The following is a 21,200-nucleotide window of genomic DNA, read 5'->3' on the forward strand; positions in this document are numbered from 1 at the left end:
ACTCAGGTGGCGGCCCCGCCCATACGCTCCCGACGTACGGGCGGGAGCGGGCACGAACAGCTGAAACCGATGGGCAGTCAGGTCACACGCCGTCAGGGGACGCCTGGGCGGCAGCGCCGGGCAGCACGTCCCCGGGCAGCCCCCGCAGCCACTCCGTCAGCAGCCCGTTGACCTCCTCGGGGCGCTCCTGCTGGATCCAGTGGCCGCAGCCGTCGAGGATCCGGGAGGTGACCAGGCCGGGCAGCGTCTGCGGGTACGCCTTGATCGCGTCGGCCATCCAGGTGGTGGAGGAGTCGAGTTCGCCGCCGAGGAAGAGCGAGGGCTGCACGATCGGCGCCCCGTCCCAGGCGGCGAGGTCCACCCAGTCCTGGTCGACGTTGCGGTACCGGTTGAGCGCCCCGGTCACTCCGGTCCGCTCGAACTCGCCCGCGTAGAAGTCGAGATCGGCCTCGGTGAGCCAGGAGGGCAGGACGTCCCGGGGGAAGCGGTCCGAGAGCCGCGCGCCCTCGGGGACGAAGAAGAGGCCGCCCGCGCCATCCTTCGGCATCGTGTCGGCCGACAGCCCGGCGTAGAACCCCGCCAGCCACCCGCGGACATCGGCCTCGATCTCCACCTCGGCCCGCCCGGGCCGCTGGAAGTAGCTGACGTAGAACTCCTCGCCCCCGCCGATCATCGCGAAGGCATCGGTGGGCCGGAAGCCGCCGCGGGGCGCGTACGCCACGCTGAGCAGACCCACGGCCGTGAAGACGTCGGGGCGGAGCAGCGCCGTGTTGGCGGCGATGGTCGAGCCCCAGTCGTGGCCCACGATGACCGCGCTCTCCTCACCGAGGGCGCGCACGACCGCGACATTGTCGGCGACATGGGCCGGCATCCGGTACGCGGCCACGTCGGAGGGCTTCGACGAGCGTCCGTAGCCGCGCACGTCGATGGCGACGGCGCGATAGCCCGCGGCGGCCAGCGCCGGGAGCTGGTGACGCCAGGAGTACCAGGACTCGGGGAACCCGTGGACCAGGAGGACCAGGGGGCCGCTGCCCTGCTCCACGAGATGGATCCGGCCTCCGGGCACCTCCACCAGCCGGTGCCGTACGTCCAGCGCCGCCGCGGCGGGCGAAAGGGGCGAGGGGGCGGGCTGCTGCATGGTTCCTCCTGGAGGCGCTGTTCAGTCGTCGTGTCCGTGTGGCGGGCGCCGCGATCCGGCCGCCGCGCCCTTCTTCACGATCGTGCGGGAGCGCGGGCCCCGGTGCCAGGGAAATTGCCGATGCGGCAAATGAACCGACGGCGTACGGGCTACCGTCCCGTCGCCCGCCTCCGGCCGGTGACCTGCGAACCCTTCGGTAACCTTCCTCCACCGCGGGGAGTCGCGGGACATGACGATGCGGCAATCCTCGTCGGGCTCACCGGACTTCGGCTGCCGCGTGAGCGAGGCCGGCGGCCGTGAGCGGCCGAGCTGTTTGTGAATTGCTTCACACCAGCCCCTTGGCCGCACCCATGTCCCCGTGCTGAGATGCGGACAGGCTTCCAGCTCGACGGCGCGCTTGGGGAGGGCACTGTGGCGGATACCGCCATGCGGGATTCTGGGTTGTCGGAGCCAGAAGGATCACACCCCCCGGGGGGTGATCCGCTCGAACGGGCGGTATGGAGACTGCGCTCGCGCGCCTGCTGGGACGACGCGGCCGCGCTCCTCGCGCCACGCGCCGAGACGGAGCCACGGCTCGCGCTGCGGCGCGCCCGGGTGCTGATCGAACAGTGCATGTTCACGTCGGACGGCTGGGAGGCGGCGGCCGACGCGCTGCGCTCGGCGGAGGCGCTGGCCGGCGACGACGAGGAGCGCGGGGCGGCGGCGTGCGAGCGCGGCTGCCTCGCCTACGCCTCCACGCTGTTCGCGGTGCGGGACCGTGCCGACGAGGCCCGTTCCGCACTGGGCCGCGCGGCGGCCCTGCTCGGACCCGGGTCACCGACCCGCCCGCTGCTCGACTTCCGGCGCGGCCTGATCGCCCAGCACCTGTCCCAGAACCCGGCGAGCGCGTCGGCCGCCTTCCAACGCGCCCACGCGGGCGCCACGGCCCACGGCCACCGGCTGCTGCTCTCCTCCACCTGGCGGCATGTGGCGGCGATGGCGGAACAGGACGGCAGACTCGCCGAGGCCCGGCACGGCTTCACCGAATCCCTGCGCATACGCGAGGAGTTGGGCTACCTGATCGGCATCGCCCCGGCACTGGCGTCCCTCGCGGAGGTCGAACCCGACCCCGGCCAGGCGGCGCGGCTGCGGGAAGAAGCCCGCCGGCTGGTGCATCTGCTCGGTGGCGTGCCGTCGTGGCTCGCGAAGAGACTGGAGGACGCGGCGCCGCCGGAGTGAGCCGTGCGCGACGTCCGACGCGGCGGCGACGGAGTGAGGCACTCACACGGCGCGCGACGCACCGGCCCCGCCGCGCACCGCGACGGGGCCGGCGCCGTCCGCCGACTGACTAAGCGTCTGAATGGGTGTCCGGCCGGGCGCCTGACTGGGTGTCACCTATAGACGTACATCATCCACTGGTCCGGCTCCGTCAGCCCCTGGAAGCCGATCTTCGCGTAGACCCCGTGGGCGTCCGGCGTGGAGAGCAGCATGCGCCGCAGCCCGTACGGCTCCAACTCGTCGCGCGCCGCCTCGACCAGGGCCGTGCCGAGCCCCTTCCCGCGCGCCGCGCGGTCGATGTAGACATCGCAGAGCCAGGCGAAGGTCGCGTGGTCGGTGACCACCCGCGCGTAGCCGACCTGGGCGCCGGACACCCGGTCGTAGACACCGAAGTTCAGCGAACCGGCGATCGCCCGGTCCTGCTTGTCCCGCGAACGGCCGAGCGCCCAGTGCGCGTCGGTCGAGAGCCAGTGATGGACGAGGGCCGCGTCGAGGCGGGCCGGGTCGCTCGAAAACTCGTAGTCGTCGCTCATCCCGAGGACCCTGCCATACAGGCCGCTCGAACTCGCGGCTGATTAGCCGCCGGCCTTGCCGGGGGCGGCGGCCCATTCGGTCGGCGCGGCACCGCGTTCGGTGTGCCGGGCTCCCCGGTCGGGGCGGTGTGGGCGGCCCGGGCGACGTGGCCGTCGGGGCGTACGAGCACTTCGCTGCGTGCTTTCAGCGCTCCGCGACGGCGACCGGTGACCGCGGTGACACGTGAGGTTCACTGGCAGATGGTCCGCGCCTCCGGCGAGATCGCCCGTGTCCCGTTCAGCGCACACCGTCCACATGAACGGCGTTCACTATAGTGGGCCCCATGAGTTCTCCGCCAAGCGCGCCCAGAGGCCGCCCCGCCCGGCTCGACCCGTCGCGCACCGTCGAGACGGCGCTGAGGCTGCTGGACGAGTCCGGCCTCGACGCGCTGACCATGCGACGGCTGGCCGATGCCGAGGGCGTACAGGCCGGGGCGCTGTACCGCTACTTCGCCACCAAGCAGGAGCTGCTGACCGCGATGGCGGAGCGGATGCTGGCCGGGGTCCCGGCGGCGGAGACCTCCACGTCGGGGGGCGCGGGCGGGGCGGCGGGCGGCTGGAGCGAGGAGCTGGCGGGCCTGGCCAGGTCCATGCGCACGGCCCTGCTCGCCCGGCGCGACGGCGCCCGCGTCTACGCCGGAACCCACTCGACCGGCGCGAACACGCTGGGCTTCGCCGAGGCCGTCACGGGTGTGCTGCGCGAGGCGGGATTCAGTGACGAGGACGCGGCGCGCACCCTCCTGACGGTGACCGGCTTCGTCGTCGGCCACACACTGGAGGAGCAGGCCACGCTGGAGACGGGGAGCGCTGAAAGCGACGCGTCCGCGAACCCCGAACGCCTGCGCGACGCCGTGGCAGCGGGGCGCTTCCCGCACCTGACCGCGGGTCTTCCCACCCTCACCGAAGGTGACTTCACCGCACATTTCGAATTCGGGCTGCGGCTGCTCATCGAGGGTTTGCGGTCGGTGGAACGAGACCGCCGACCGTAGCCGCGGCGCCCGGCGCCGACCGTGCGGCGCCGAGTGCCCCTCGGTCGAGCTGGATCAGCTCGCGTTGACGGGGTTGACGAACGTCCCCGGGTAGGTGGCGTCCGACTGGTCCAGGATGGCGCCGCCGTACGGCCACTTGAGCTCGAAATGCTGCTTCTCGTTCGGCGGGGTGACCAGCACCGTGCTCGGCTTGATCGTGCGGTCCTCCGAGCTGGTCGTGGGGAGCAGCCGGATGGTGAAGGACGTGTCCTCGCCCGGCTTCAAGGTGACGGGGACCGGCTTCGTGGCCGAGCGCGGCAGGTCGATGGCGCTGCCGCTGGCGGGCTTGAGCCGGAGGCCGGGGAATCCGCTCATGGTGCACTTGCCGCTGCCGGTGTTCTTCAGCCACACGGCGGCGGTCTGCTGAAAGTCGCTCTTCATGTCCGGCTTCACGCCGTTGGCGCCCCAGCCGGCCTTCATCTGCGCGGTGGTGCAGCGGCCGGTGGAAGTACTGCCCGACGACCCGCTATGAGCCGCCGCGCTGTGCTGAGCATGAGCGGCGGACGAAGCGGCACCGGAACCGCTGCCGGAACCGCTGCCCGCACCGCTACTGGAGCCGGGCCCGCTGCTGGATCCGGACCCGCTGCCGGAACTCTTGTCGCTCGACGGGGCGTCCCTGGTGACCGACGCCGCCTCCGAGGAGTCCGCCGAGGCGTGGGAGCCGGCCGAGGCGGAGGAGGAGGAGGAGGGCGCGTCCCCCGCCGAGTCGGACTTGCCCCCGTCACAGGCGGTGAGCGCGAGGGCCGAGGCGGCGACCAGGGCGGCAGCGGCGGCGGCCTTGCTGCCTCGGCGGAGCGCGGTGCGGTGCGACATGGGGTTCCCCTTGGTATTGCGGTGGCGTGCGGGCCTATCTCGTCCGCGAGGAGAACTCTGCTCGGAGCCTCTGATGATCCACTAACGGATCACTAACGTCCCGCGGCGGCGCACTCGAAGGCAGCGCTCCCATAGGGCCCGGCGCAGGTCAGGGCGCAGGTCAGGCGCAGGCTCGGCGCAGACCCGGCGCTGACCGCTCGTACCGACAGGGACCGTACGGACCGGCGGGAAGCACCCGTACCGGCGGGGAGCACCCGGTCGCGCCGGTGACCGCTCGTAGCGGCGCTGACCGACCGGTCAGGCAGCTCCCGTGAAGTGCTCCGTCACCAGCGACTCGACGGTCGCGGAGTCCTGCGCGGCGAGCGCTTCGAGCAGGGCGAGGTGTTCGGCCGCGTCCGCGACGAGGTCCGCGGTGCGGGTCACCGGGCTGTCCGGGGCGGGCCACTGCGAGCGGCGGTGCAGGTCGTCGGCGACGAGGACGAGCTGGTGGTTGCCGGTGAGGGCGAGGAGAGCGCGGTGGAAGGCCCGGTCGGCCTCGGCGTAGACGGCGCGGTCGCCGCGTGCGGCGGCGGTGGCGGTGGCCTCGGCGAGGGGGCGGAGGGCGGACCAGTCGACGGTCTGGCTCGTACGGGCGAGCCGCAGCATGGCGGGGATTTCGAGCAGGGCCCGTATCTCGGCGAGTTCGGCGAGGTCGCGGGCGGTGCGGCGGGCGACGCGGAAGCCGCGGTTGGGGACGACTTCGACGGCGCCTTCCAGGACGAGCTGCTGCATGGCCTCGCGGACGGGGGTCGCGGAGACCCCGAAGCGCTCGCCCAGCACCGGGCCGGAGTAGACCTCGCCGGGTATGAGTTCGCCGCAGACGAGGGCCGAGCGCAGGGCGTCGAGTATCTGGCCGCGTACGGAGTGCCGCTGCGGCATCTTCCGCCCAGGGGACGGCGAGGGCGGCGGGGGCGGCGCGGCGGCGGGCGCGGGGCCCGGCGCGGTGGCAGGGTGGCCGTATGCGGTCTCGGCGCAGGGGTGCCCTCCGCGAGTGGTCGGTGTGGCCTGCGCCGGCACACTGGCCCGCAGCCGTGTCGGCGCGGTCTCCGTTCGGCCCTGCTCCATCAGCTTCCTCCTGTCGTCCTTCATGAACGATAGGCGTGCCCTGTGACAGTTCAAACAGTAGAGCGGTTCAACACTGGACCAGTTCGAACGGCACAAGTGTTGGGTAAGGTAAGGCTTACCTGTCAATGATCGTGATTCGGTGGTGCCCCCGCATGTCCACTGCCGCAGCCCTCCCCCGCTCGCCGGTCTCCGCGGCGTACGCCAGGCTCTCCGAGGTCTTCCCGGGGCTGACCGTCATCGAAGAGGCTCCGCGGCGAGGGGACGGCTGGGTCTCGGCGGCCGAGCTCGCGGCCGGCGGTTCCGCGCTCGACGCCTTCCTCTCCTGGGACGCCGCGCAGATCCTCGGCGACTACAAGCAGCGGGCCCGTCCCGACGTCGTGGCGAGCTTCGGTCTGCACCGCTACGCCTGGCCCGCCTGCCTGCTGTTCACGGTCCCCTGGTTTCTCGACCGCCGGGTGCCCCGCGTCCCGGTGGAGGGCGTTTCCTTCCAGCGCACTTCGGGCCGGATGACCGCCCAGGTCGCCTCCTTCGCCTGCCTGCCGGGCGATCCGGCCGCGGCGCTGCCCGGCGCCCGGGTCGTGGCGGACGAGGAGGAGTTGCGCGCGGCGGTACGGTCGGCGGTCGCCGAACACCTGGAGCCGGTACTGGAGGGGTTCCGGCCCCGGATGCGGCGGGGGCGGCGGGCGCTGTGGGGCATGGCGACGGACGAGATCGTCGAAGGGCTCTGGTATCTGGGGCACCTGTTCGGCGCGGAAGCGCGGGCCAAGAGCGAGCTCGGACTGCTGCTGCCGGGCGGCACCGGCCCGTACGTCGGCGACGCCGCCTTCCGTGAACTCACCGGCCGTGGCGGCGAGTCGCTGGCGACGCGGGACCGGGCGAGCTGCTGTCTTTTCTACACGCTACGGCCGGAGGACACCTGCGTCACCTGCCCGCGCACCGGTGATGCGCAGCGCATTGAGCGGCTCTCCGTAATGTGAGTCCGTTCATTCCACCCGATCGAGTGGTGAGAATAGAACGCAAACGGTTTTTCCCTCACGCGAGTTCGAGCGAAGACGCACCTATTCGTAGGCCGTTGGAGCCCATTGGCGACTTCTTGCTCCGAAACCCCTTGGCGAACAGTCGGATTACTCCAGGATGGCGCGAGAAACGCCGTACTGCTACGCAAGGGACGCGAGATGAGACTGACCGACATATCGCTGGACTGGGCGCTGCCGGGTGCCGTGGCACTCGTCGGGGTCGCGGTGGCGGTGGCGGTGTTCCTGCGCGGCCGGCGCGAGGGCGCCGCGGACGACGGGGCCAGGACCGGGGACACCTGGGAGCGCAGCGAGGAACGCCGGCGCCGCAAGGAGGCCGTGTACGGCAGCGCGTCGTATGTGCTCCTCTTCTGCTGCGCGGCGGTCGCCGCCGCGCTCTCCTTCCACGGCCTGGTCGGCTTCGGGCGGCAGAACCTCAACCTCTCGGGAGGCTGGGAGTACCTGGTGCCGTTCGGGCTCGACGGCGCGGCCATGTTCTGCTCGGTGCTCGCGGTGCGCGAGGCGAGCCACGGCGACGCGGCGCTCGGCTCCCGGCTGCTGGTGTGGACGTTCGCGGGCGCCGCCGCCTGGTTCAACTGGGTGCACGCGCCGCGCGGGCTGGACCACGCGGGCGCGCCGCAGTTCTTCGCGGGCATGTCGCTGTCGGCCGCCGTGCTCTTCGACCGGGCGCTCAAGCAGACGCGCCGGGCCGCGCTGCGCGAACAGGGCCTGGTGCCGCGCCCGTTGCCGCAGATCCGCATGGTGCGCTGGCTGCGGGCGCCGCGGGAGACGTTCCGCGCCTGGTCGCTGATGCTGCTGGAAGGGGTGCGCTCGCTCGACGAGGCCGTCGAGGAGGTGCGCGAGGACCGCCGGCAGAAGGAGCGGGAGCGGCTCCGCCGGCGCGAGGCGGGCAAGCTGGAGCGGGCCCGCATCAAGGCGTACAACCGGCAGCACCGGGTGTGGGGCCGGGGCCGCGGCCGGCAGGTGCCGGCGGCTCCGTCCGCCGTGCAGCAGCCGCAGATCGGCTCGGAGCCCGCGATACCCGAGCCGGAGCAGCTGCCCGTGCGCCCACACCCCTCCCTCCAGGCCGTGAGCGCCCCGGAGCCGATCGACCTCACCGCCGAGGACGACACGCAGACGATCCCCCGGCTCGACTCCCTCGAAGAGAAACTCAAGGAGATCGAGCGGCAGTTCGGCTGATCCTCGCCGGACCGCGGCGGACCGGACGCCCCCTCATCAGGCCGGTCCGCCGTTCAGTTCGAACCACACGGCCTTCCCCACGCCGTGCGCCCGCACCCCCCAGGCATCCGCGAGGGTGTGCACGAGCTGAAGGCCCCGCCCCGAGGTGTCGTCCGCGTGGGCCGCGGCACGCAGCGTCGGGCGCCGCGCCATGAAGTCCCGCACCTCCACCCGGAGCCGCCCCTTCAGGGACCCGTCCGGGCCCTCGACGATCGCGGCCGTGACCACCGCGCCGCCGTCGGTGTGCACCAGTGCGTTCGCGACGAGTTCGCTCGTCAGCAGTTCCGCGATATCGGCCTGTCCCGGTACCCCCCACTCCCGCAGCATTTCCCGCAGCGACCGGCGGACGTCCGCGACCGCTGACAGATCGGCACGCCGGAGCCGCCTCTTGAGATACGGCTGGATGTCCCCCTCCATGGGTTTGGAGACATGGTGGGAACCGTCACCGCAATGTCGGCTCCCCGTGCCTGCCCAACCTGAAATACGCCTCTTCATTCCTCCCCGCCCCGACCGCTCCCTCGACAGCCCGGCATCGAACACGTTCACGGGAATGCATGCCCCGCGCCACCGCGTCCGACTCCTGTTGAGCCGTCAACATGGACATGGGGACGAAAGACGGGTGCGCCATACCCCGAGGGGGAATTGATGCTATGACCATGAATGCGGTGACCGACGCCTAGGAGCCGTGATGCACAACGACCGACCACTGGTGGAAGGGCGCCTGGAACGGGCGCTCAGCCAGTTCATCCGGCCCGCGCAGTACGCGGAGCGGACCCCACTGGCGCTCAGCGTCTGGCACGCGCCCGGCGAGCCGGTGCCCGCGCGGGAGGCGCTCAAGGGGACGTACGAGCCCTTCTCCACCGGCACGGCCTGGGGGCGGCCCTGGTCGACGAGCTGGTTCCGGCTCGACGGCGCGGTGCCGCGCGCGTGGGCGGGGCGGCGGGTCGAGGCGGTCATCGACCCCGGGTTCTCCGGCGACGGACCGGGCTTCCAGGCGGAGGGGCTGGTCCATGACGCCGGCGGCGTGCCCATCAAGGGCATTCACCCCCGCAACCGGCATGTGTCCGTCGCCGCCCGCGCCGCCGGGGGCGAGCCGGTCCACCTCCTCCTGGAGGCTGCCGCCAACCCGGCCGTGCTGCGCCACGGTTTCGCGCCGACCCGGCTCGGCGACGTCCTGACCTCGGGCGATACTCCGCTGTACCGCTTCGCCTCGGCGGATCTGGCCGTGCTCGACGAGCACGTATGGCACCTCCTCCTCGACATCGACGTGCTCGTCGAGCTGATGCGGGAGCTGCCCGACGACCGGTCGCGGCACCACGAGATCCTGCGCGCGCTGGAGGACCTGCTCGACGCGCTGGACCTGCACGATGTCGCGGGGACCGCGGCGGCGGGCCGGGCCGCGCTGGCGGAGGTGCTCGCCCGGCCCGCGCACCCGAGCGCGCACCGCGTCTCGGCGACGGGGCACGCGCACATCGACTCGGCCTGGCTGTGGCCGCTGCGCGAGACCGTGCGCAAGGCGGCCCGTACGTTCGCCAATGTCACGGAGCTCGCCGACGAATACCCCGAGCTGGTCTTCGCGTGCTCGCAGGCGCAGCAGTACGCGTGGGTGAAGGAGAATCAGCCGCATATCTGGGAGCGCATCAGGCGGGCGGTGCAGGAGGGAAATTGGGCGCCGGTCGGCTCCATGTGGGTCGAGTCCGACGCGAATATGCCAGGAGGAGAGTCGCTGGCCCGTCAACTGGTGCACGGGAAACGCTTCTTCCTGGAGGAGCTGGGGGTGGAAACGGAAGAGGTGTGGCTGCCCGACTCCTTCGGATATACGGCCGCATTCCCGCAGCTCGCCAAGTTGGCCGGAATCCGCTGGTTCCTCACCCAGAAACTCTCCTGGAACCAGTCGAATCGAATGCCGCACCACACCTTCTGGTGGGAGGGCATCGACGGCACCCGTGTTTTCACGCATTTCCCTTCGGTGGACACATACAACTCTCAGTTCAGTGGCGCGGAACTCGCCCACGCCGAGCGGAATTTCGCCGAGAAGGGCCGCGCCACGCGCTCGCTCGTGCCGTTCGGCTGGGGCGACGGGGGCGGCGGGCCGACCCGCGAGATGCTGGAGCGGGCCCGCCGGCTGAGGTCGCTGGAGGGGTCGCCGCGCGTCGAGATCGAGCGGCCGGCGGCCTTCTTCGCGGCGGCCGAGGAGGAGTACGGGGCCCAGGCGCCCATCTGGTCGGGCGAGCTGTACCTGGAGTTCCACCGCGGCACGTACACGACGCAGGCGAAGACGAAGCAGGGCAACCGGCGGAGCGAACACCTGCTCCGGGAGGCGGAGTTGTGGGCGACGGCGGCGGCCGTGGACGTGCCGTCGTACGCCTATCCGCACGACGCGCTCGACCGGATCTGGAAGACGGTGCTGCTGCACCAGTTCCACGACATCCTCCCCGGCTCCTCCATCGCCTGGGTGCACCGCGAGGCGCGCGACACGTACGCGCGGGTGCGCGCGGAGCTGACGGAGATCACGGCGGCGGCGGTACGGGCACTGGACGCGCACGCGTCAGGGGACTCGGGGAGCTCAGGGAGCTCAGGCGGCTCAGGGGGCCCGGGGAGCTCAGGGAGCGGAAGCCGCGACGAGGCCACCGGGCTCGCCGTGCTCAACGCCTCGCCGTACGGGCGGCGCGAGGTCGTCTGCCTCGACCGGGACACGGCACGTGCGCTGCCGTCCGGCGCCCGCACGCAGCCGCTCCCCGACGGGCGGGTGGCGGTGACCGCCGCCGCTCCGGCGCTCGGGTCCGCGCCGCTCGGCGAGGCGGACGCCCTGGAAGCGGTGAGCGCCACCGCCGAGGGCGGCTCGTACGTGCTCGACAACGGGCTGCTGCGCGTCGTCGTCGACCGCGACGGGCTCGTCGCGTCCGTACGGGACCTGACCGCCGGGCGCGAGGTGCTGGCCCCCGGGGAGCGCGGCAATCTGCTGCAACTGCACCCCGACCACCCCAACCAGTACGACGCCTGGGACATCGACCGGCACTACCGGCGCAAGCACACCGACCTCACCGACGCGGTCTCCGTCGAGCTGACCGCGGCGGGGCCGCTGCGCGCCGAGGTCACGGTCGTACGGGCCTTCGGGGCGTCACGCGTCGAGCAGGCGGTGCGCCTGGACGCGGGCGCCAGGCGGCTCGACATCGTCACGGACGCCGACTGGCACGAATCGGAGAAGGTGCTCAAGGCCGCCTTCCCCCTCGATGTGCACGCCGAACGGAGCGCCGCGGAGATCCAGTTCGGGCATGTGCACCGGCCGACGCACGCCAACACCAGCTGGGACGCGGCGCGTTTCGAGATCTGCGCGCACCGCTGGCTGCGGGTCGCCGAGGAGGGCTACGGCGTCGCGCTGCTCAACGACTCGACGTACGGGCACGATGTGACGCGGACCCCGCACGCGCGCGGGCTCGGCACGACCGTACGGCTCACCCTGCTGCGCGCCCCGCACAGCCCGGACCCGGAGACCGACCAGGGCACGCACCGCTTCGCGTACGCGCTGCTGCCGGGGGCGGCGGTGGGCGACGCGGTCGCGGAGGGGCTCGCACTCAATCTGCCGCTGCGGACGGCTGCCGCGCCCGCGCGGCCGCCGCTGGTCTCCGTGAGCGATCCGGCGATCACCGTGGAGTCGGTGAAGGCGGCGGAGGACCGCGGCGGCGACGTGGTCGTGCGGCTGTACGAGTCGCGCGGCGGGCGGGCCGACGGGGTGCTCCGCGCCGGATTCCCGCTCGCCGGGGCGGAGGTGACGGACCTGCTGGAACGGCCGCTGCGGCCGGCCGACTCGGGGCCGGAGGGGGTGGTGGTATCGCTGCGGCCGTTCCAGATCCTGACGCTGCGTCTGCGGCCGTACCGGGATCGGATGTGACGGACCGACAGGCGGCCCGCGGCCGTGGTCACGTAACGTCAGAGGTGGTTCCTATATGACGTGACGTCAGGGGCGGGGCACGTTGCGCAGGTTGGAGCGCGCCATCTGGAGCATCCGGCCCACGCCGCCGTCCAGCACGATCTTGCCCGCGGAGAGCGCGAAGCCGCTGACCATCTCGGCGCTGATCTTCGGCGGGATGGAGAGGGCGTTCGGGTCGGTGACGATGTCCACGAGCGCCGGGCCCTTGTGGGCGAAGGCATCGCGCAGTGCGCCCCGCACCTGCTTGGGCTTCTCGACCCGCACGCCGTACGCCCCCGCCGCCCGGGCGATCGCCGCGAAGTCGGTCTCGTGGTGGGTCGTGCCGTACGAGGGGAGCCCGCCGACCAGCATCTCCAACTCGACCATGCCCAGCGCGGAGTTGTTGAAGAGGACCACCTTCACCGGCAGGTCGTACTGGACGAGCGTGAGGAAGTCGCCCATCAGCATGGAGAACCCGCCGTCGCCCGACATCGAGACGACCTGCCGGCCGCGGTCGAGGAACTGCGCGCCGATCGCCTGCGGCAGGGCGTTGGCCATCGAGCCGTGGGTGAACGAACCGATCACCCTGCGACGGCCGTTGGGGGTGAGGTAGCGGGCCGCCCAGACGTTGTTCATCCCCGTGTCGACGGTGAAGACCGCGTCCTCGGCGGCCTCCTCGTCCAGGATCGAGGCGACGTACTCCGGGTGGATCGGCACATGCTTGTCGACCTTGCGGGTGTACGCCTTGACGACGCCTTCGAGCGCGTCGGCGTGCTTCTTGAGCATCTTGTCGAGGAACTTGCGGCTGGGCTTGGCCCGCACCTTCGGCGTCAGGCCGCGCAGCGTCTCGCGAACGTCGCCCCACACGGCGAGGTCGAGCTTGGAGCGGCGGCCGAGGTGCTCGGGGCGCACATCGACCTGGACGATCTTCACATCGTCGGGGAGGAAGGCGTTGTACGGGAAGTCGGTGCCCAGCAGGATCAGCAGATCGCACTCGTGCGTGGCCTCGTACGCGGCGCCGTAGCCGAGCAGGCCGCTCATGCCGACGTCGTACGGGTTGTCGTACTGGATCCACTCCTTGCCGCGCAGCGCGTGCCCCACCGGGGACTTCACCCGCTCCGCGAACTCCATCACCTCGTCGTGCGCGCCCGCCGTGCCGCTGCCGCAGAACAGGGTGACCCGGTCGGCGTCGTCCACCATCCGGGCGAGCGCCTCGATCTCGGCGTCCCCGGGCCGTACCGAGGGGCGCGCGGTGACGAGGGCGTGCTCGATGGACCGCTCCGGGGCCTGCTGCCCGGCGATGTCGCCGGGCAGCGAGATGACGCTGACGCCGCCCTGTCCGATCGCGTTCTGGATGCCGGTCTGCAGGACGCGCGGCATCTGCTGCGGGCTGGAGATCAGCTCGCTGTAGTGACTGCACTCGCGGAACAGCTGGTCGGGGTGGGTCTCCTGGAAGAATCCGGTGCCGATCTCGCTGCTCGGGATGTGGGAGGCGATGGCGAGGACCGGGGCCATCGAGCGGTGCGCGTCGTACAGGCCGTTGATGAGGTGCAGATTGCCGGGGCCGCAGGAGCCCGCGCAGGCCGCCAGCTTCCCCGTGAGCTGGGCCTCGGCGCCCGCCGCGAAGGCCGCCACTTCCTCGTGGCGGACCTGGATCCAGTCGATGGCGGCGTTACGGCGAATGGCGTCCACGATGGGGTTGAGGCTGTCGCCCACGACGCCGTAGAGCCGCTGCACCCCGGCCCTCACCAGGATGTCCACGGTCTGCTCCGCCACGGTCTGCTTCGCCATTGCGCGCTCGTCCCTTCGGGTGCTGCCGGTCGCTCCCGCACCGGTCGCGCGGGGCCACCCTCCATCAACCCACGGATCGCTCCGCTATGCCTCCCAGACGACGCACGCGGTGCGGTCGTCGGCGTACCCCTTCACCCGCAGCTGCGCGTCGGCCAGGAACGCGGCAAGTCCGGGCGGTTCCGCGCCCGGCTCCGTACCCGCCCAGCGCGCGGCCAGCCGCTCGGCGAACGCGGGCTCGCCGCGCAGCGGGTCGGCGAGGCCGGGACTGCACAGGAGGAGGGCGTCGCCGGGCTGGGCGGCGGAGACCTGGAAGCGGAACGGCTCGGTGGGCGGCGGTTCCGGGTCGGCGGCACGGTCGGTTTCGGGGCCGGGGCCGGGGCCGGGGCCGGGGCCGGAGGTGACGATGCCGAGGTCGACGGTGATGCGGTCACCGGCCGCGCCCTCGCCGGGCCCGGCGCTCCTCCGGGGCTCCTGGGATTCCTGGGGCTCCAGGTCCTGCCAGGTCCCGTCGCGGAGCCGGAAGAGGCCGCCCTCGCCGACACCGAAGAAGACCCGCGCGCCGCACTTCGGGTCGGCGGGCAACAGCAGACAGCGCAGGGTGGCCGAGTACTCGCCCGGGTGACGGCCCAGCTCATGGGCGCGGCTCCGCAGCCGCCCGTACGCACGGTCGGTGAGCCGGTGCAGCCCGGAGCTCAGCGCACTGCGGCGACCGTCGCGAATGTCCTCCGCCAGGCGCTCCCGACTCCGCCCGATGGCCCCGCCGATCCACTCGCAGGCGTCCTGGGCGGCGCGGTGCGCATCCTCGGCGGCCCGCGCCCCGCTCGCCACGGCCACCAGTACGAGCGCGCTGTCGCCGGTCCCGAACCGGGCGGTGAGCAGCGCGTCACGGCGCGGCTCACCCCGGTAGCGCGCGGAATCCCCGCGCAGGGACACGGCCCGCAGGGTCACCGCCCCGTACCGCGCGCCATCCAGCACCGTGTCCGGTACGAGCCCGCCGAGATCGGCGGGATCGGCATCGGGCAGCGCGGTCGGCTCCGCCTCGTAGGTGGGCGGCCGATCCCCGACGAAGCCGGCTCCGCCGGGCGGTGAGGGATGAGGGGGTGCTGGGGCCCCGAGGTCGGCTACGGCTTCGGCTACGGGCCCGGCCCCGGCTGCGGTTACGGTCTCGCCCCTGGCTATATCCGGGGCTCGGGTGCCGGTGCCGGTGTCGGTGTCGGCTTCGGCTTCGGCTTGGGCTTCGGCTTCGGCTTCGGCTTCGGCTTCGGCTTCGGCTTCGGCTTCGGCTTCGGGGGCGCTTACGGGTCCGTCCGAGGGCCCGTCGACCGGATGGGCCGCTGTGCTTGGTAGGCCGGGGAGGTGGGGCGGCTCTGCGGCGTACGGGACCGCCGGCAAGTCCGGTGGTCCGGGGAGGCGGGATGGCTCCGACACGTCCGGAGCCCAGTACGAGTCCGGTGGCTCGGGGCCATTCGACGGCCCCGCGTCCCCCGGGCCCCGGAGCGAGTCATCGTCGCCGGAGTCAGAGCCGGAGCCAGAGGCAGAAGCCCCGACCGTCTCCCACGACGGCCACCAAGAGAAGGACACCCCTCCTCCCGGCGGGACGGCCGGTGGCGAGGTCGGGGGGTCAGCCGACGGGTCCGCTCTGGAGGAGTTCGTGTCGGGCTGATTCTCGTCGTACAACTGGCCCCACCAGTCGTCGTCGTTGCCGTCGCGCTGCTCCCCCTGCTGGCTCATGCCCTTATTGTCCACAGTCCGGGGCATACAGGAACAGGGCCGAGCCAAGTCCCCCCGAGTGGGTGTGGGACGGCGGGGCCCCGGTGCGCGGCACCGGGGCCCCGCCCCGTGCTCACCGCACGTCGTAGGCGCGGGTCACCGTCTGGCTGACGGCGTTCCCCTTCGCGTCCGTCAGGGAGGTCTTCAGAGTGACCGGCTTCCCGGACGCGCCGGCGTGGTCGACCACGGCGTTCCAAGTGCCGCCCGTGTGAGACACCTTGGCGGTGGTCCACGTCTTGCCGTCGTCGTACGAGTACGCCAGCGACGCCTTGGTGATCGCGCCCGGCTCGTACCCGGCGTGACCGTGTGCCGAGAGGCGGATGCGCTGGCCGTCGATGGCCGGGAGGGTGTTGAGGCCGTCGACCGGGAGGTCGTAGGCGGGGAAGAGGACCGGCAGCCCTCGCGAGTAGACGTCGGGTTCGAGGTGTGAGCGGAAGCTCCATGTGGTGGTGGTGTCCGTGGAGCGCAGCCAGTTGCGGTCGGAGCTGGGCAACTTGGTGGTGTTCAGCTGGAGTTCGTACGCGGCGTCGCCGTCCGGTACGTCGAAGGCACCGTAGGGGTACGGGCTTTCGCCAATCGTCTCGCCGTCCCGACGCAGCGTCAGGTTGCCGATGTCTCCGAAGGATCCGCCGTACGACCAGTGGTCACCCGAGCCGTCGTTCCAGAACGCGGGCTGGATTCCCATCCGGCCGCCCTGCCGCTCCGCGACGAGCAGCGGCTTGCCCTGTGCGTCACGTGCGGCGTCCGGCCGCAGCACACCCCGGTACCACTCCTCGCTGCGCCGCTCGCCGGCCCGGTAGACGCGATCCTGGTCCTGGAGGACCGCGGCGAACGGGAAGGTGGTCTGCGCCAGGTGCTGCCAGCTGCCGCCGCCCGGCGTGTAGTACTCGGTGCGGGTGCTGGGCGCGTGGACCTGGTCGAAGACGCCGATGCCGATGGAGGCGGCAGGGTTCCACGCGGGTCGCAGCGACACGATGTCGGCGTAGTCGGCCGCCTTGCCGACCGCGTTCCAGCGGGCAGTGACGGCGGCGAGCTTCTTGTCCCGTGCCCGGTAGGAGCGGTCGGAGCCGATGGGTCCGCGCTCCGGGTACGAGAGGTTGTAGACGTAAGGACCCTTGGCGTCGGAGCCGTACGCACGCCAGTTGCTGCTGAACTCGTATCCGCCATCCTTGGCCCGGCCGACCACGGAGGCGTAGACCTTCTTGACGTCGGCGGGGGCGCTGAGCGTCCCGGCCGTCACCCAGGTGCCGTCCCACCAGCGTCCGTACGACAGGACGGTGCGCCGCACCTCCGTCTTCCGGTCGGTGCGCACGCTGAGCCGGTGGGCCTTGCGCGCGTCGAGGACGACGGTGGTGTCCTTGGTAAGGGAGAACTGCGGATGAGCGAGGTAACTGACAGAGTCAGCAGCGGAGTTGACTGCTCCCTCGCCGCTGGTGACGAAGCTGCTGAGCAGGTAGTCGCCGGGGCGGAGCGCGAACAGCTGCTCTTTTGCACCGTCGTTGACGCGCTGCTCCCCCGTGCTGGCGTCGGTGCTGACGACGTCGAGCGAGGACGCGCCCCGCGCGGGCACGCCGTCCCGGTCGATGAGCTTGACCCTGAGCGTGACCGTCTGCGGCTGGATGTAGAGCGAGAAGGGAACGGAGACACTGACTCCCTTACTCTTGGCGAGAATTCGCCCGGATATATCGCCGTACTGAGCGCGCTTCAGATGCGCGGTGGGGTCGAGCCGCAGCGGCACCCGCACCGTGCCGCCCGCCGGAACGGTGATCTGCCGCTTGCCGAGCCCGGCCACCCCCGAGGCGACCGAAGAGCCATCATTGCCGCGCACGCCGCTCACCGACAGCGCCAACGTGACGTCGGACTCCGTGGTGTTGGTGTACGGGACGCTCACGCTCGTACGGTCCGAGGAGTCCTGCGGCCAGTTGAAGCTGCCGCCCTGCACAGCGGGCGCGGCGAGCACCTTCTGCCGGTACGCCGCACCCGCGTCGAGCCGGCCGCCGCCGGTCTCGTCCGCGCCGCCGACCTTGCCCCCGGTCTGCGCGGAGCCGACCAGTGCGGCCTTGACCTGCTGCGCGGTCCAGTCGGGGTGCGCCTGCCGGACGATGGCGGCGGCGCCCGCCACGTGCGGGGTGGCCATCGAGGTGCCGCTCATCGACTGGTACGCGTACACCCCGCGGCCCCCGGCCGCCGCGGCGGAGATGCCGACGCCGGGGGCGGCGACCTCCGGCTTGAGGGTGTGCGTGGTGAGCACCGGGCCGCGGCTGGAGAACTGCGCGGTGGTGTCGTCGCGGTCGACCGCGCCGACGGTGAGGACGTCCGGCACGCAGCCGGGCGAGGTGACGGTCGGCTTGGCCGGTCCGGCGTTGCCCGCGGCGACGACGAAGAGCGTCTTGTCGCCGTGCGCGAGCTGCTTCGCGGCCTCGCTCATGGGGTCGGTGCAGTCGCTGGGCTCCGGGGAGCCGAGACTCATCGAGACGACGTCGGCCTTCTGGTCGACGGCCCACTGCATGCCCGCGATGATCCATGAACTCGCGCCGGAACCCGAGTCGTTGAGCACCTTGCCGACGAGCAGGTCCGCCCCCGGCGCCACGCCCTTCTTCTTGCCGCCGCTGGCCGCGCCCGAGCCGCCGACGGTGGACGCGGTGTGCGTGCCGTGCCCCTGCCGGTCGTCGGTGGAGGGCGAGTCGGTGAAGTTGCGGGAGGCGGCGACGCGGCCCTTGAGGTCCGGGTGCTCCGCGTCCACGCCGGTGTCCAGGACGGCGACCTTGGCCCCCTTGCCGTCGTACCCGGCCGCCCACGCCTGGTCCGCGTTGATCTGCTTCGTCGACCGGTCGAGGGTGGTGGCGACCTTGCGGTCCAGCCACAGCTTCTTCAGCCCGGAGCCCGAGCGGGAGCGGCGGTCGGCCACGTCCTGCCACACCCGGCCCGCCTGCTTCTTGTCGGCCTTGAGCGCGACGCCGTCCACGGCGGGGAGCAGCACTCCACGCCGTGCCCCGCGCGGGGCGGCGGGCGCGCCGCGGGCGACGCTCACGGAGCGGTCGTAGGTGGCGATGAGCGGCAGATCTCCGGTGTGGGCGTCGTCGTAGCCCTGCCGGATCAGACCGGTGACGTTGAACAGCTCCTCGTCGACCCGTTTCGCGGCGAGCGCCGCCGACGCGGACTCCGGGTAGACGTAGAGGTCCTTGCCCGACTGCCGGGTCCGTACGAGCGGTTGGCGGCCCTGCGGGTCCGGCAGGGGCGTTGCGGTGCTGTGCCCCTGGCTGTCGGTGACGACCTGGACCCGGTCGCCGGTCACCAGCGTGACGGTCGCGGCGCTGCCCTGCTTCGCCGCCGCTCTCGCCGCCTCGCTGCCGACCAGCGGTCTCTTCCCCGCGTCACCGTCGTGCGGCGCCCCGGCCGCTGACGGTGCGAACGCGGTGACGGCCAGGACCGCGGCGCTCGCCGCCGCCAGGGCCGTACGCGATATCGGACGCATCGGTCTCCTCAATCTCCCCAAGTGGTGTGCCGAAAGCGGTGTCTCGTAGGCGCTGTGCCGCACGTCGTATGCCGAGTGGTTCATCGAGTGGCGCGCGTGGCGTTCGGGGACGGCGGACAACGCCCGTGGCTGCGGCTTCCGCTGGTGCGGGAGCTGCCGTCCGGTGCTGTGGTGCCGTCACATTGGCAGAGCGGCGGGGAGTGCGGGGATGATGTCCGAGGCGGAATTGTGCCGTGGCTCATTTCCGCCACGGGGCGCTGGAACCGGTGGCGGAACCGGCGGGAACGGCCTATGGGGAGGGCACATCGCATGCTGACCGCGCTCGGTCTGGACGAGGCACAGGAAACGGCCTACCGGACGCTCGTGGCGCTCGGCGCCGCCGAGCTGACCGACCTCGCACACCGGCTGACGCTGCCGGAGGAGGAGGCCGTACGCACCCTGCGCCGCCTGGAGCGCCAGGGGCTGGCCGCGCAGTCCTCGGCCCGCCCCGGCCGCTGGGTCGCGGCGCCGCCCGCCGTCGCCCTGGGGGCGCTGCTGACCCAGCAGCGCCATGAGCTGGATCAGGCGGAGCTGGCGGCGGCGCTGCTCGCCGAGGAGTACCGGGCCGAGGCCGCGGAGCCCGCGGTGCACGACCTGGTGGAGGTGGTGACGGGGGCGAGCGCCGTGGCGCACCGGTTCCTGCAACTGCAACTGGGGGCGGCCGAGGAGGTGTGCGCCCTGGTCACCGGGGTTCCGCAGGCGGTGACGGGGATCGAGAACGACGCGGAGGAGCAGGCCGCGAAGCGCGGCGTCCGCTACCGCGCGGTGCTGGAGCGGGCGGTCCTCTCCGGTCCGCACGGGCTGGCCGAGCTGTCCGCCGCCCTGGGCCGCGACGAACAGGTGCGGGTCGTGGACCGAGTGCCCACCAAGCTCGTGGTCGTCGACCGTACGCTCGCGATGGTGCCGCTGACCTCGCGGTCCGCCGAGCCCGCGGCCCTCGTCGTGCACGCCAGCGGCCTGCTCGAATCGCTGATGGGGCTCTTCGAGGGGGTGTGGCGCGACGCGTTGCCGCTGCGCCTGGGCGTGGCGGGCTCGATCCGCGAGGACCCGCCGGAGGGGCCGGACGGCACGGATCTGGAGATCCTCTCGCTGCTGCTGGCGGGGCTGACCGACGCGAGCGTCGCCAAGCAGCTCGATCTCGGACTGCGGACGGTGCAGCGGCGGGTGAAGGGGCTCATGGGCCTGGCGGGGGTGACCACCCGGCTACAGCTGGGGTGGCACGCGTACGAGCGCGGCTGGGTGTCCCGCAGCGGGCGGTGACGACACGGGCCCGCGGTGACGACACGGGCGCGCGGACGTACGTCGGACGCAGGGCGGACGTACGCCGGACCCAGGCGCGCGGACGTACGCCGGATGCGGGCGCACGGCCGTACGCCGGATGCGGGCGCGCACGGCCACGCGCCCGCGCGCACGAGCGGTCGGCAGCCTCGCGTCCGCTTCGACGACGACCGGGAAAATCATGATGTGTGGGGCCTTCGCGCCCGTAAGCGATGATTGTCGATATTCGCCCGGAAGCGGACCCGCACGGCTTCCGGCAACCTTGGCTTATGGAGACGCCGCAGCTACTCCTGGTCGGGCTGGTGATGCTGCTCGGCCTGCTCGGCGTGGTCACCCCCGGCGTGCCCGGGCCGCCGATCGTCTGGGCCGGCGTGCTGTGGTGGTCGATGACCACGCGGACCACGCCGGCCTGGGCCGTACTGGCCGGGGCGACCGCGGTGCTGCTGCTGAACCAGGCGGTGCAGTGGCTGCTGCCCGCCCGTTCGCTGCGGGGCGCCGGCATCACCCGGCGTACGTTCCGGCTGGCCGGGGCCGCCGGGGTCGTGGGGTTCTTCGTGGTGCCGCTGATCGGGGCGGTGCTGGGCTTCGTCGCGGCGATCTACGGCGTGGAGCGGCAGCGCCTCGGCGGCCACGGCCAGGCGTGGGCGTCCACGCGGGGCGTGATGCGGGCGATCGGGACGAGCGTGCTGGTCGAACTGTTCGCCTGCCTGCTCGCGGTGGGCGCGTGGGCGGGCGCGGTCCTCTGGGGCTGACCCGGCCCGTACACCTCACAC

At 72.5% G+C, this 21,200-nt stretch carries 15 protein-coding genes; 7 read left to right on the forward strand and 8 right to left on the reverse strand.

Annotated features, from left to right (window positions below):
* Nucleotides 1–82: 82 nt before the first annotated feature.
* Nucleotides 83–1,138, reverse strand: coding sequence for an alpha/beta fold hydrolase (locus tag AC07AB_RS26005; protein ID WP_478571200.1), 1,056 nt, complete (start codon nucleotides 1,136–1,138; stop codon nucleotides 83–85).
* A gap of 426 nt (nucleotides 1,139–1,564) precedes the next feature.
* On the opposite strand from AC07AB_RS26005, the gene AC07AB_RS26010 reads away from it, so the two are divergent.
* Nucleotides 1,565–2,356: a hypothetical protein gene (locus AC07AB_RS26010; protein ID WP_478571609.1), complete on the forward strand. Its 792-nt coding sequence runs from the start codon at nucleotides 1,565–1,567 to the stop codon at nucleotides 2,354–2,356.
* A 152-nt stretch (nucleotides 2,357–2,508) separates the two neighbouring features.
* Here the strand turns inward: AC07AB_RS26010 and AC07AB_RS26015 are convergent, their stop codons facing one another.
* Nucleotides 2,509–2,928: a GNAT family N-acetyltransferase gene (locus AC07AB_RS26015; RefSeq protein ID WP_478571203.1), complete on the reverse strand. Its 420-nt coding sequence runs from the start codon at nucleotides 2,926–2,928 to the stop codon at nucleotides 2,509–2,511.
* Nucleotides 2,929–3,251: 323 nt separating this feature from the next.
* Between AC07AB_RS26015 and AC07AB_RS26020 the strand changes: the two genes are divergently transcribed.
* Nucleotides 3,252–3,956, forward strand: coding sequence for a TetR/AcrR family transcriptional regulator (locus tag AC07AB_RS26020; RefSeq protein WP_478571206.1), 705 nt, complete (start codon nucleotides 3,252–3,254; stop codon nucleotides 3,954–3,956).
* 54 nt (nucleotides 3,957–4,010) lie between these two features.
* On the opposite strand, the gene AC07AB_RS26025 is transcribed toward AC07AB_RS26020, so the two are convergent.
* Nucleotides 4,011–4,808: a DUF4232 domain-containing protein gene (locus AC07AB_RS26025; RefSeq protein WP_478571209.1), complete on the reverse strand. Its 798-nt coding sequence runs from the start codon at nucleotides 4,806–4,808 to the stop codon at nucleotides 4,011–4,013.
* A 297-nt stretch (nucleotides 4,809–5,105) separates the two neighbouring features.
* The gene (locus AC07AB_RS26030) at nucleotides 5,106–5,912 is read right to left on the reverse strand and encodes a GntR family transcriptional regulator (RefSeq protein ID WP_478571212.1); all 807 of its coding nucleotides are present in this window, start codon (nucleotides 5,910–5,912) and stop codon (nucleotides 5,106–5,108) included.
* A gap of 152 nt (nucleotides 5,913–6,064) precedes the next feature.
* Between AC07AB_RS26030 and AC07AB_RS26035 the strand changes: the two genes are divergently transcribed.
* Nucleotides 6,065–6,889, forward strand: coding sequence for a (2Fe-2S)-binding protein (locus tag AC07AB_RS26035; protein ID WP_478571215.1), 825 nt, complete (start codon nucleotides 6,065–6,067; stop codon nucleotides 6,887–6,889).
* Nucleotides 6,890–7,087: 198 nt separating this feature from the next.
* Nucleotides 7,088–8,125, forward strand: coding sequence for a DUF2637 domain-containing protein (locus AC07AB_RS26040; RefSeq protein WP_478571217.1), 1,038 nt, complete (start codon nucleotides 7,088–7,090; stop codon nucleotides 8,123–8,125).
* 36 nt (nucleotides 8,126–8,161) lie between these two features.
* Here AC07AB_RS26040 and AC07AB_RS26045 read toward each other — a convergent pair whose 3' ends face one another.
* The gene (locus tag AC07AB_RS26045) at nucleotides 8,162–8,581 is read right to left on the reverse strand and encodes an ATP-binding protein (protein ID WP_478571219.1); all 420 of its coding nucleotides are present in this window, start codon (nucleotides 8,579–8,581) and stop codon (nucleotides 8,162–8,164) included.
* A 271-nt stretch (nucleotides 8,582–8,852) separates the two neighbouring features.
* On the opposite strand from AC07AB_RS26045, the gene AC07AB_RS26050 reads away from it, so the two are divergent.
* The gene (locus tag AC07AB_RS26050) at nucleotides 8,853–12,056 is read left to right on the forward strand and encodes an alpha-mannosidase (protein WP_478571222.1); all 3,204 of its coding nucleotides are present in this window, start codon (nucleotides 8,853–8,855) and stop codon (nucleotides 12,054–12,056) included.
* Between the two features lie 66 nt (nucleotides 12,057–12,122).
* Here AC07AB_RS26050 and AC07AB_RS26055 read toward each other — a convergent pair whose 3' ends face one another.
* The 3 genes from AC07AB_RS26055 to AC07AB_RS26065 all read right to left on the reverse strand — a co-directional run bounded on the left by AC07AB_RS26055 (nucleotide 12,123) and on the right by AC07AB_RS26065 (nucleotide 19,110).
* Entirely contained in the window at nucleotides 12,123–13,865 is a 1,743-nt protein-coding gene (locus AC07AB_RS26055) for a pyruvate dehydrogenase (RefSeq protein ID WP_478571224.1), read from the reverse strand.
* Nucleotides 13,866–13,949: 84 nt separating this feature from the next.
* Nucleotides 13,950–15,293, reverse strand: a complete 1,344-nt coding sequence (locus AC07AB_RS26060; RefSeq protein WP_478571226.1) for a protein phosphatase 2C domain-containing protein — start codon at nucleotides 15,291–15,293, stop codon at nucleotides 13,950–13,952.
* Nucleotides 15,294–15,708: 415 nt separating this feature from the next.
* Nucleotides 15,709–19,110 (reverse strand): S8 family serine peptidase, encoded by a 3,402-nt coding sequence (locus AC07AB_RS26065; protein ID WP_478571229.1) that lies wholly within the window; start codon nucleotides 19,108–19,110, stop codon nucleotides 15,709–15,711.
* Nucleotides 19,111–19,419: 309 nt separating this feature from the next.
* Between AC07AB_RS26065 and AC07AB_RS26070 the strand changes: the two genes are divergently transcribed.
* Nucleotides 19,420–20,409 (forward strand): helix-turn-helix domain-containing protein, encoded by a 990-nt coding sequence (locus AC07AB_RS26070; RefSeq protein WP_478571231.1) that lies wholly within the window; start codon nucleotides 19,420–19,422, stop codon nucleotides 20,407–20,409.
* 287 nt (nucleotides 20,410–20,696) lie between these two features.
* Entirely contained in the window at nucleotides 20,697–21,179 is a 483-nt protein-coding gene (locus AC07AB_RS26075; RefSeq protein ID WP_478571234.1) for a DUF456 domain-containing protein, read from the forward strand.
* The last annotated feature ends 21 nt before the right edge of the window (nucleotides 21,180–21,200 follow it).

The sequence above is a fragment of the Streptomyces sp. NPDC044033 genome, from assembly GCF_056434425.1.

Coding starts and splice junctions, on each gene's coding strand:
- AC07AB_RS26005 (WP_478571200.1), bottom strand. CDS start 1,138: ATGCAGCAGCCCGCCCCCTCGCCCCTTTCGCCCGCCGCGGCGGCGCTG.
- AC07AB_RS26010 (WP_478571609.1), top strand. CDS start 1,565: ATGCGGGATTCTGGGTTGTCGGAGCCAGAAGGATCACACCCCCCGGGG.
- AC07AB_RS26015 (WP_478571203.1), bottom strand. CDS start 2,928: ATGAGCGACGACTACGAGTTTTCGAGCGACCCGGCCCGCCTCGACGCG.
- AC07AB_RS26020 (WP_478571206.1), top strand. CDS start 3,252: ATGAGTTCTCCGCCAAGCGCGCCCAGAGGCCGCCCCGCCCGGCTCGAC.
- AC07AB_RS26025 (WP_478571209.1), bottom strand. CDS start 4,808: ATGTCGCACCGCACCGCGCTCCGCCGAGGCAGCAAGGCCGCCGCCGCT.
- AC07AB_RS26030 (WP_478571212.1), bottom strand. CDS start 5,912: ATGGAGCAGGGCCGAACGGAGACCGCGCCGACACGGCTGCGGGCCAGT.
- AC07AB_RS26035 (WP_478571215.1), top strand. CDS start 6,065: ATGTCCACTGCCGCAGCCCTCCCCCGCTCGCCGGTCTCCGCGGCGTAC.
- AC07AB_RS26040 (WP_478571217.1), top strand. CDS start 7,088: ATGAGACTGACCGACATATCGCTGGACTGGGCGCTGCCGGGTGCCGTG.
- AC07AB_RS26045 (WP_478571219.1), bottom strand. CDS start 8,581: ATGGAGGGGGACATCCAGCCGTATCTCAAGAGGCGGCTCCGGCGTGCC.
- AC07AB_RS26050 (WP_478571222.1), top strand. CDS start 8,853: ATGCACAACGACCGACCACTGGTGGAAGGGCGCCTGGAACGGGCGCTC.
- AC07AB_RS26055 (WP_478571224.1), bottom strand. CDS start 13,865: ATGGCGAAGCAGACCGTGGCGGAGCAGACCGTGGACATCCTGGTGAGG.
- AC07AB_RS26065 (WP_478571229.1), bottom strand. CDS start 19,110: ATGCGTCCGATATCGCGTACGGCCCTGGCGGCGGCGAGCGCCGCGGTC.
- AC07AB_RS26070 (WP_478571231.1), top strand. CDS start 19,420: ATGCTGACCGCGCTCGGTCTGGACGAGGCACAGGAAACGGCCTACCGG.
- AC07AB_RS26075 (WP_478571234.1), top strand. CDS start 20,697: ATGGAGACGCCGCAGCTACTCCTGGTCGGGCTGGTGATGCTGCTCGGC.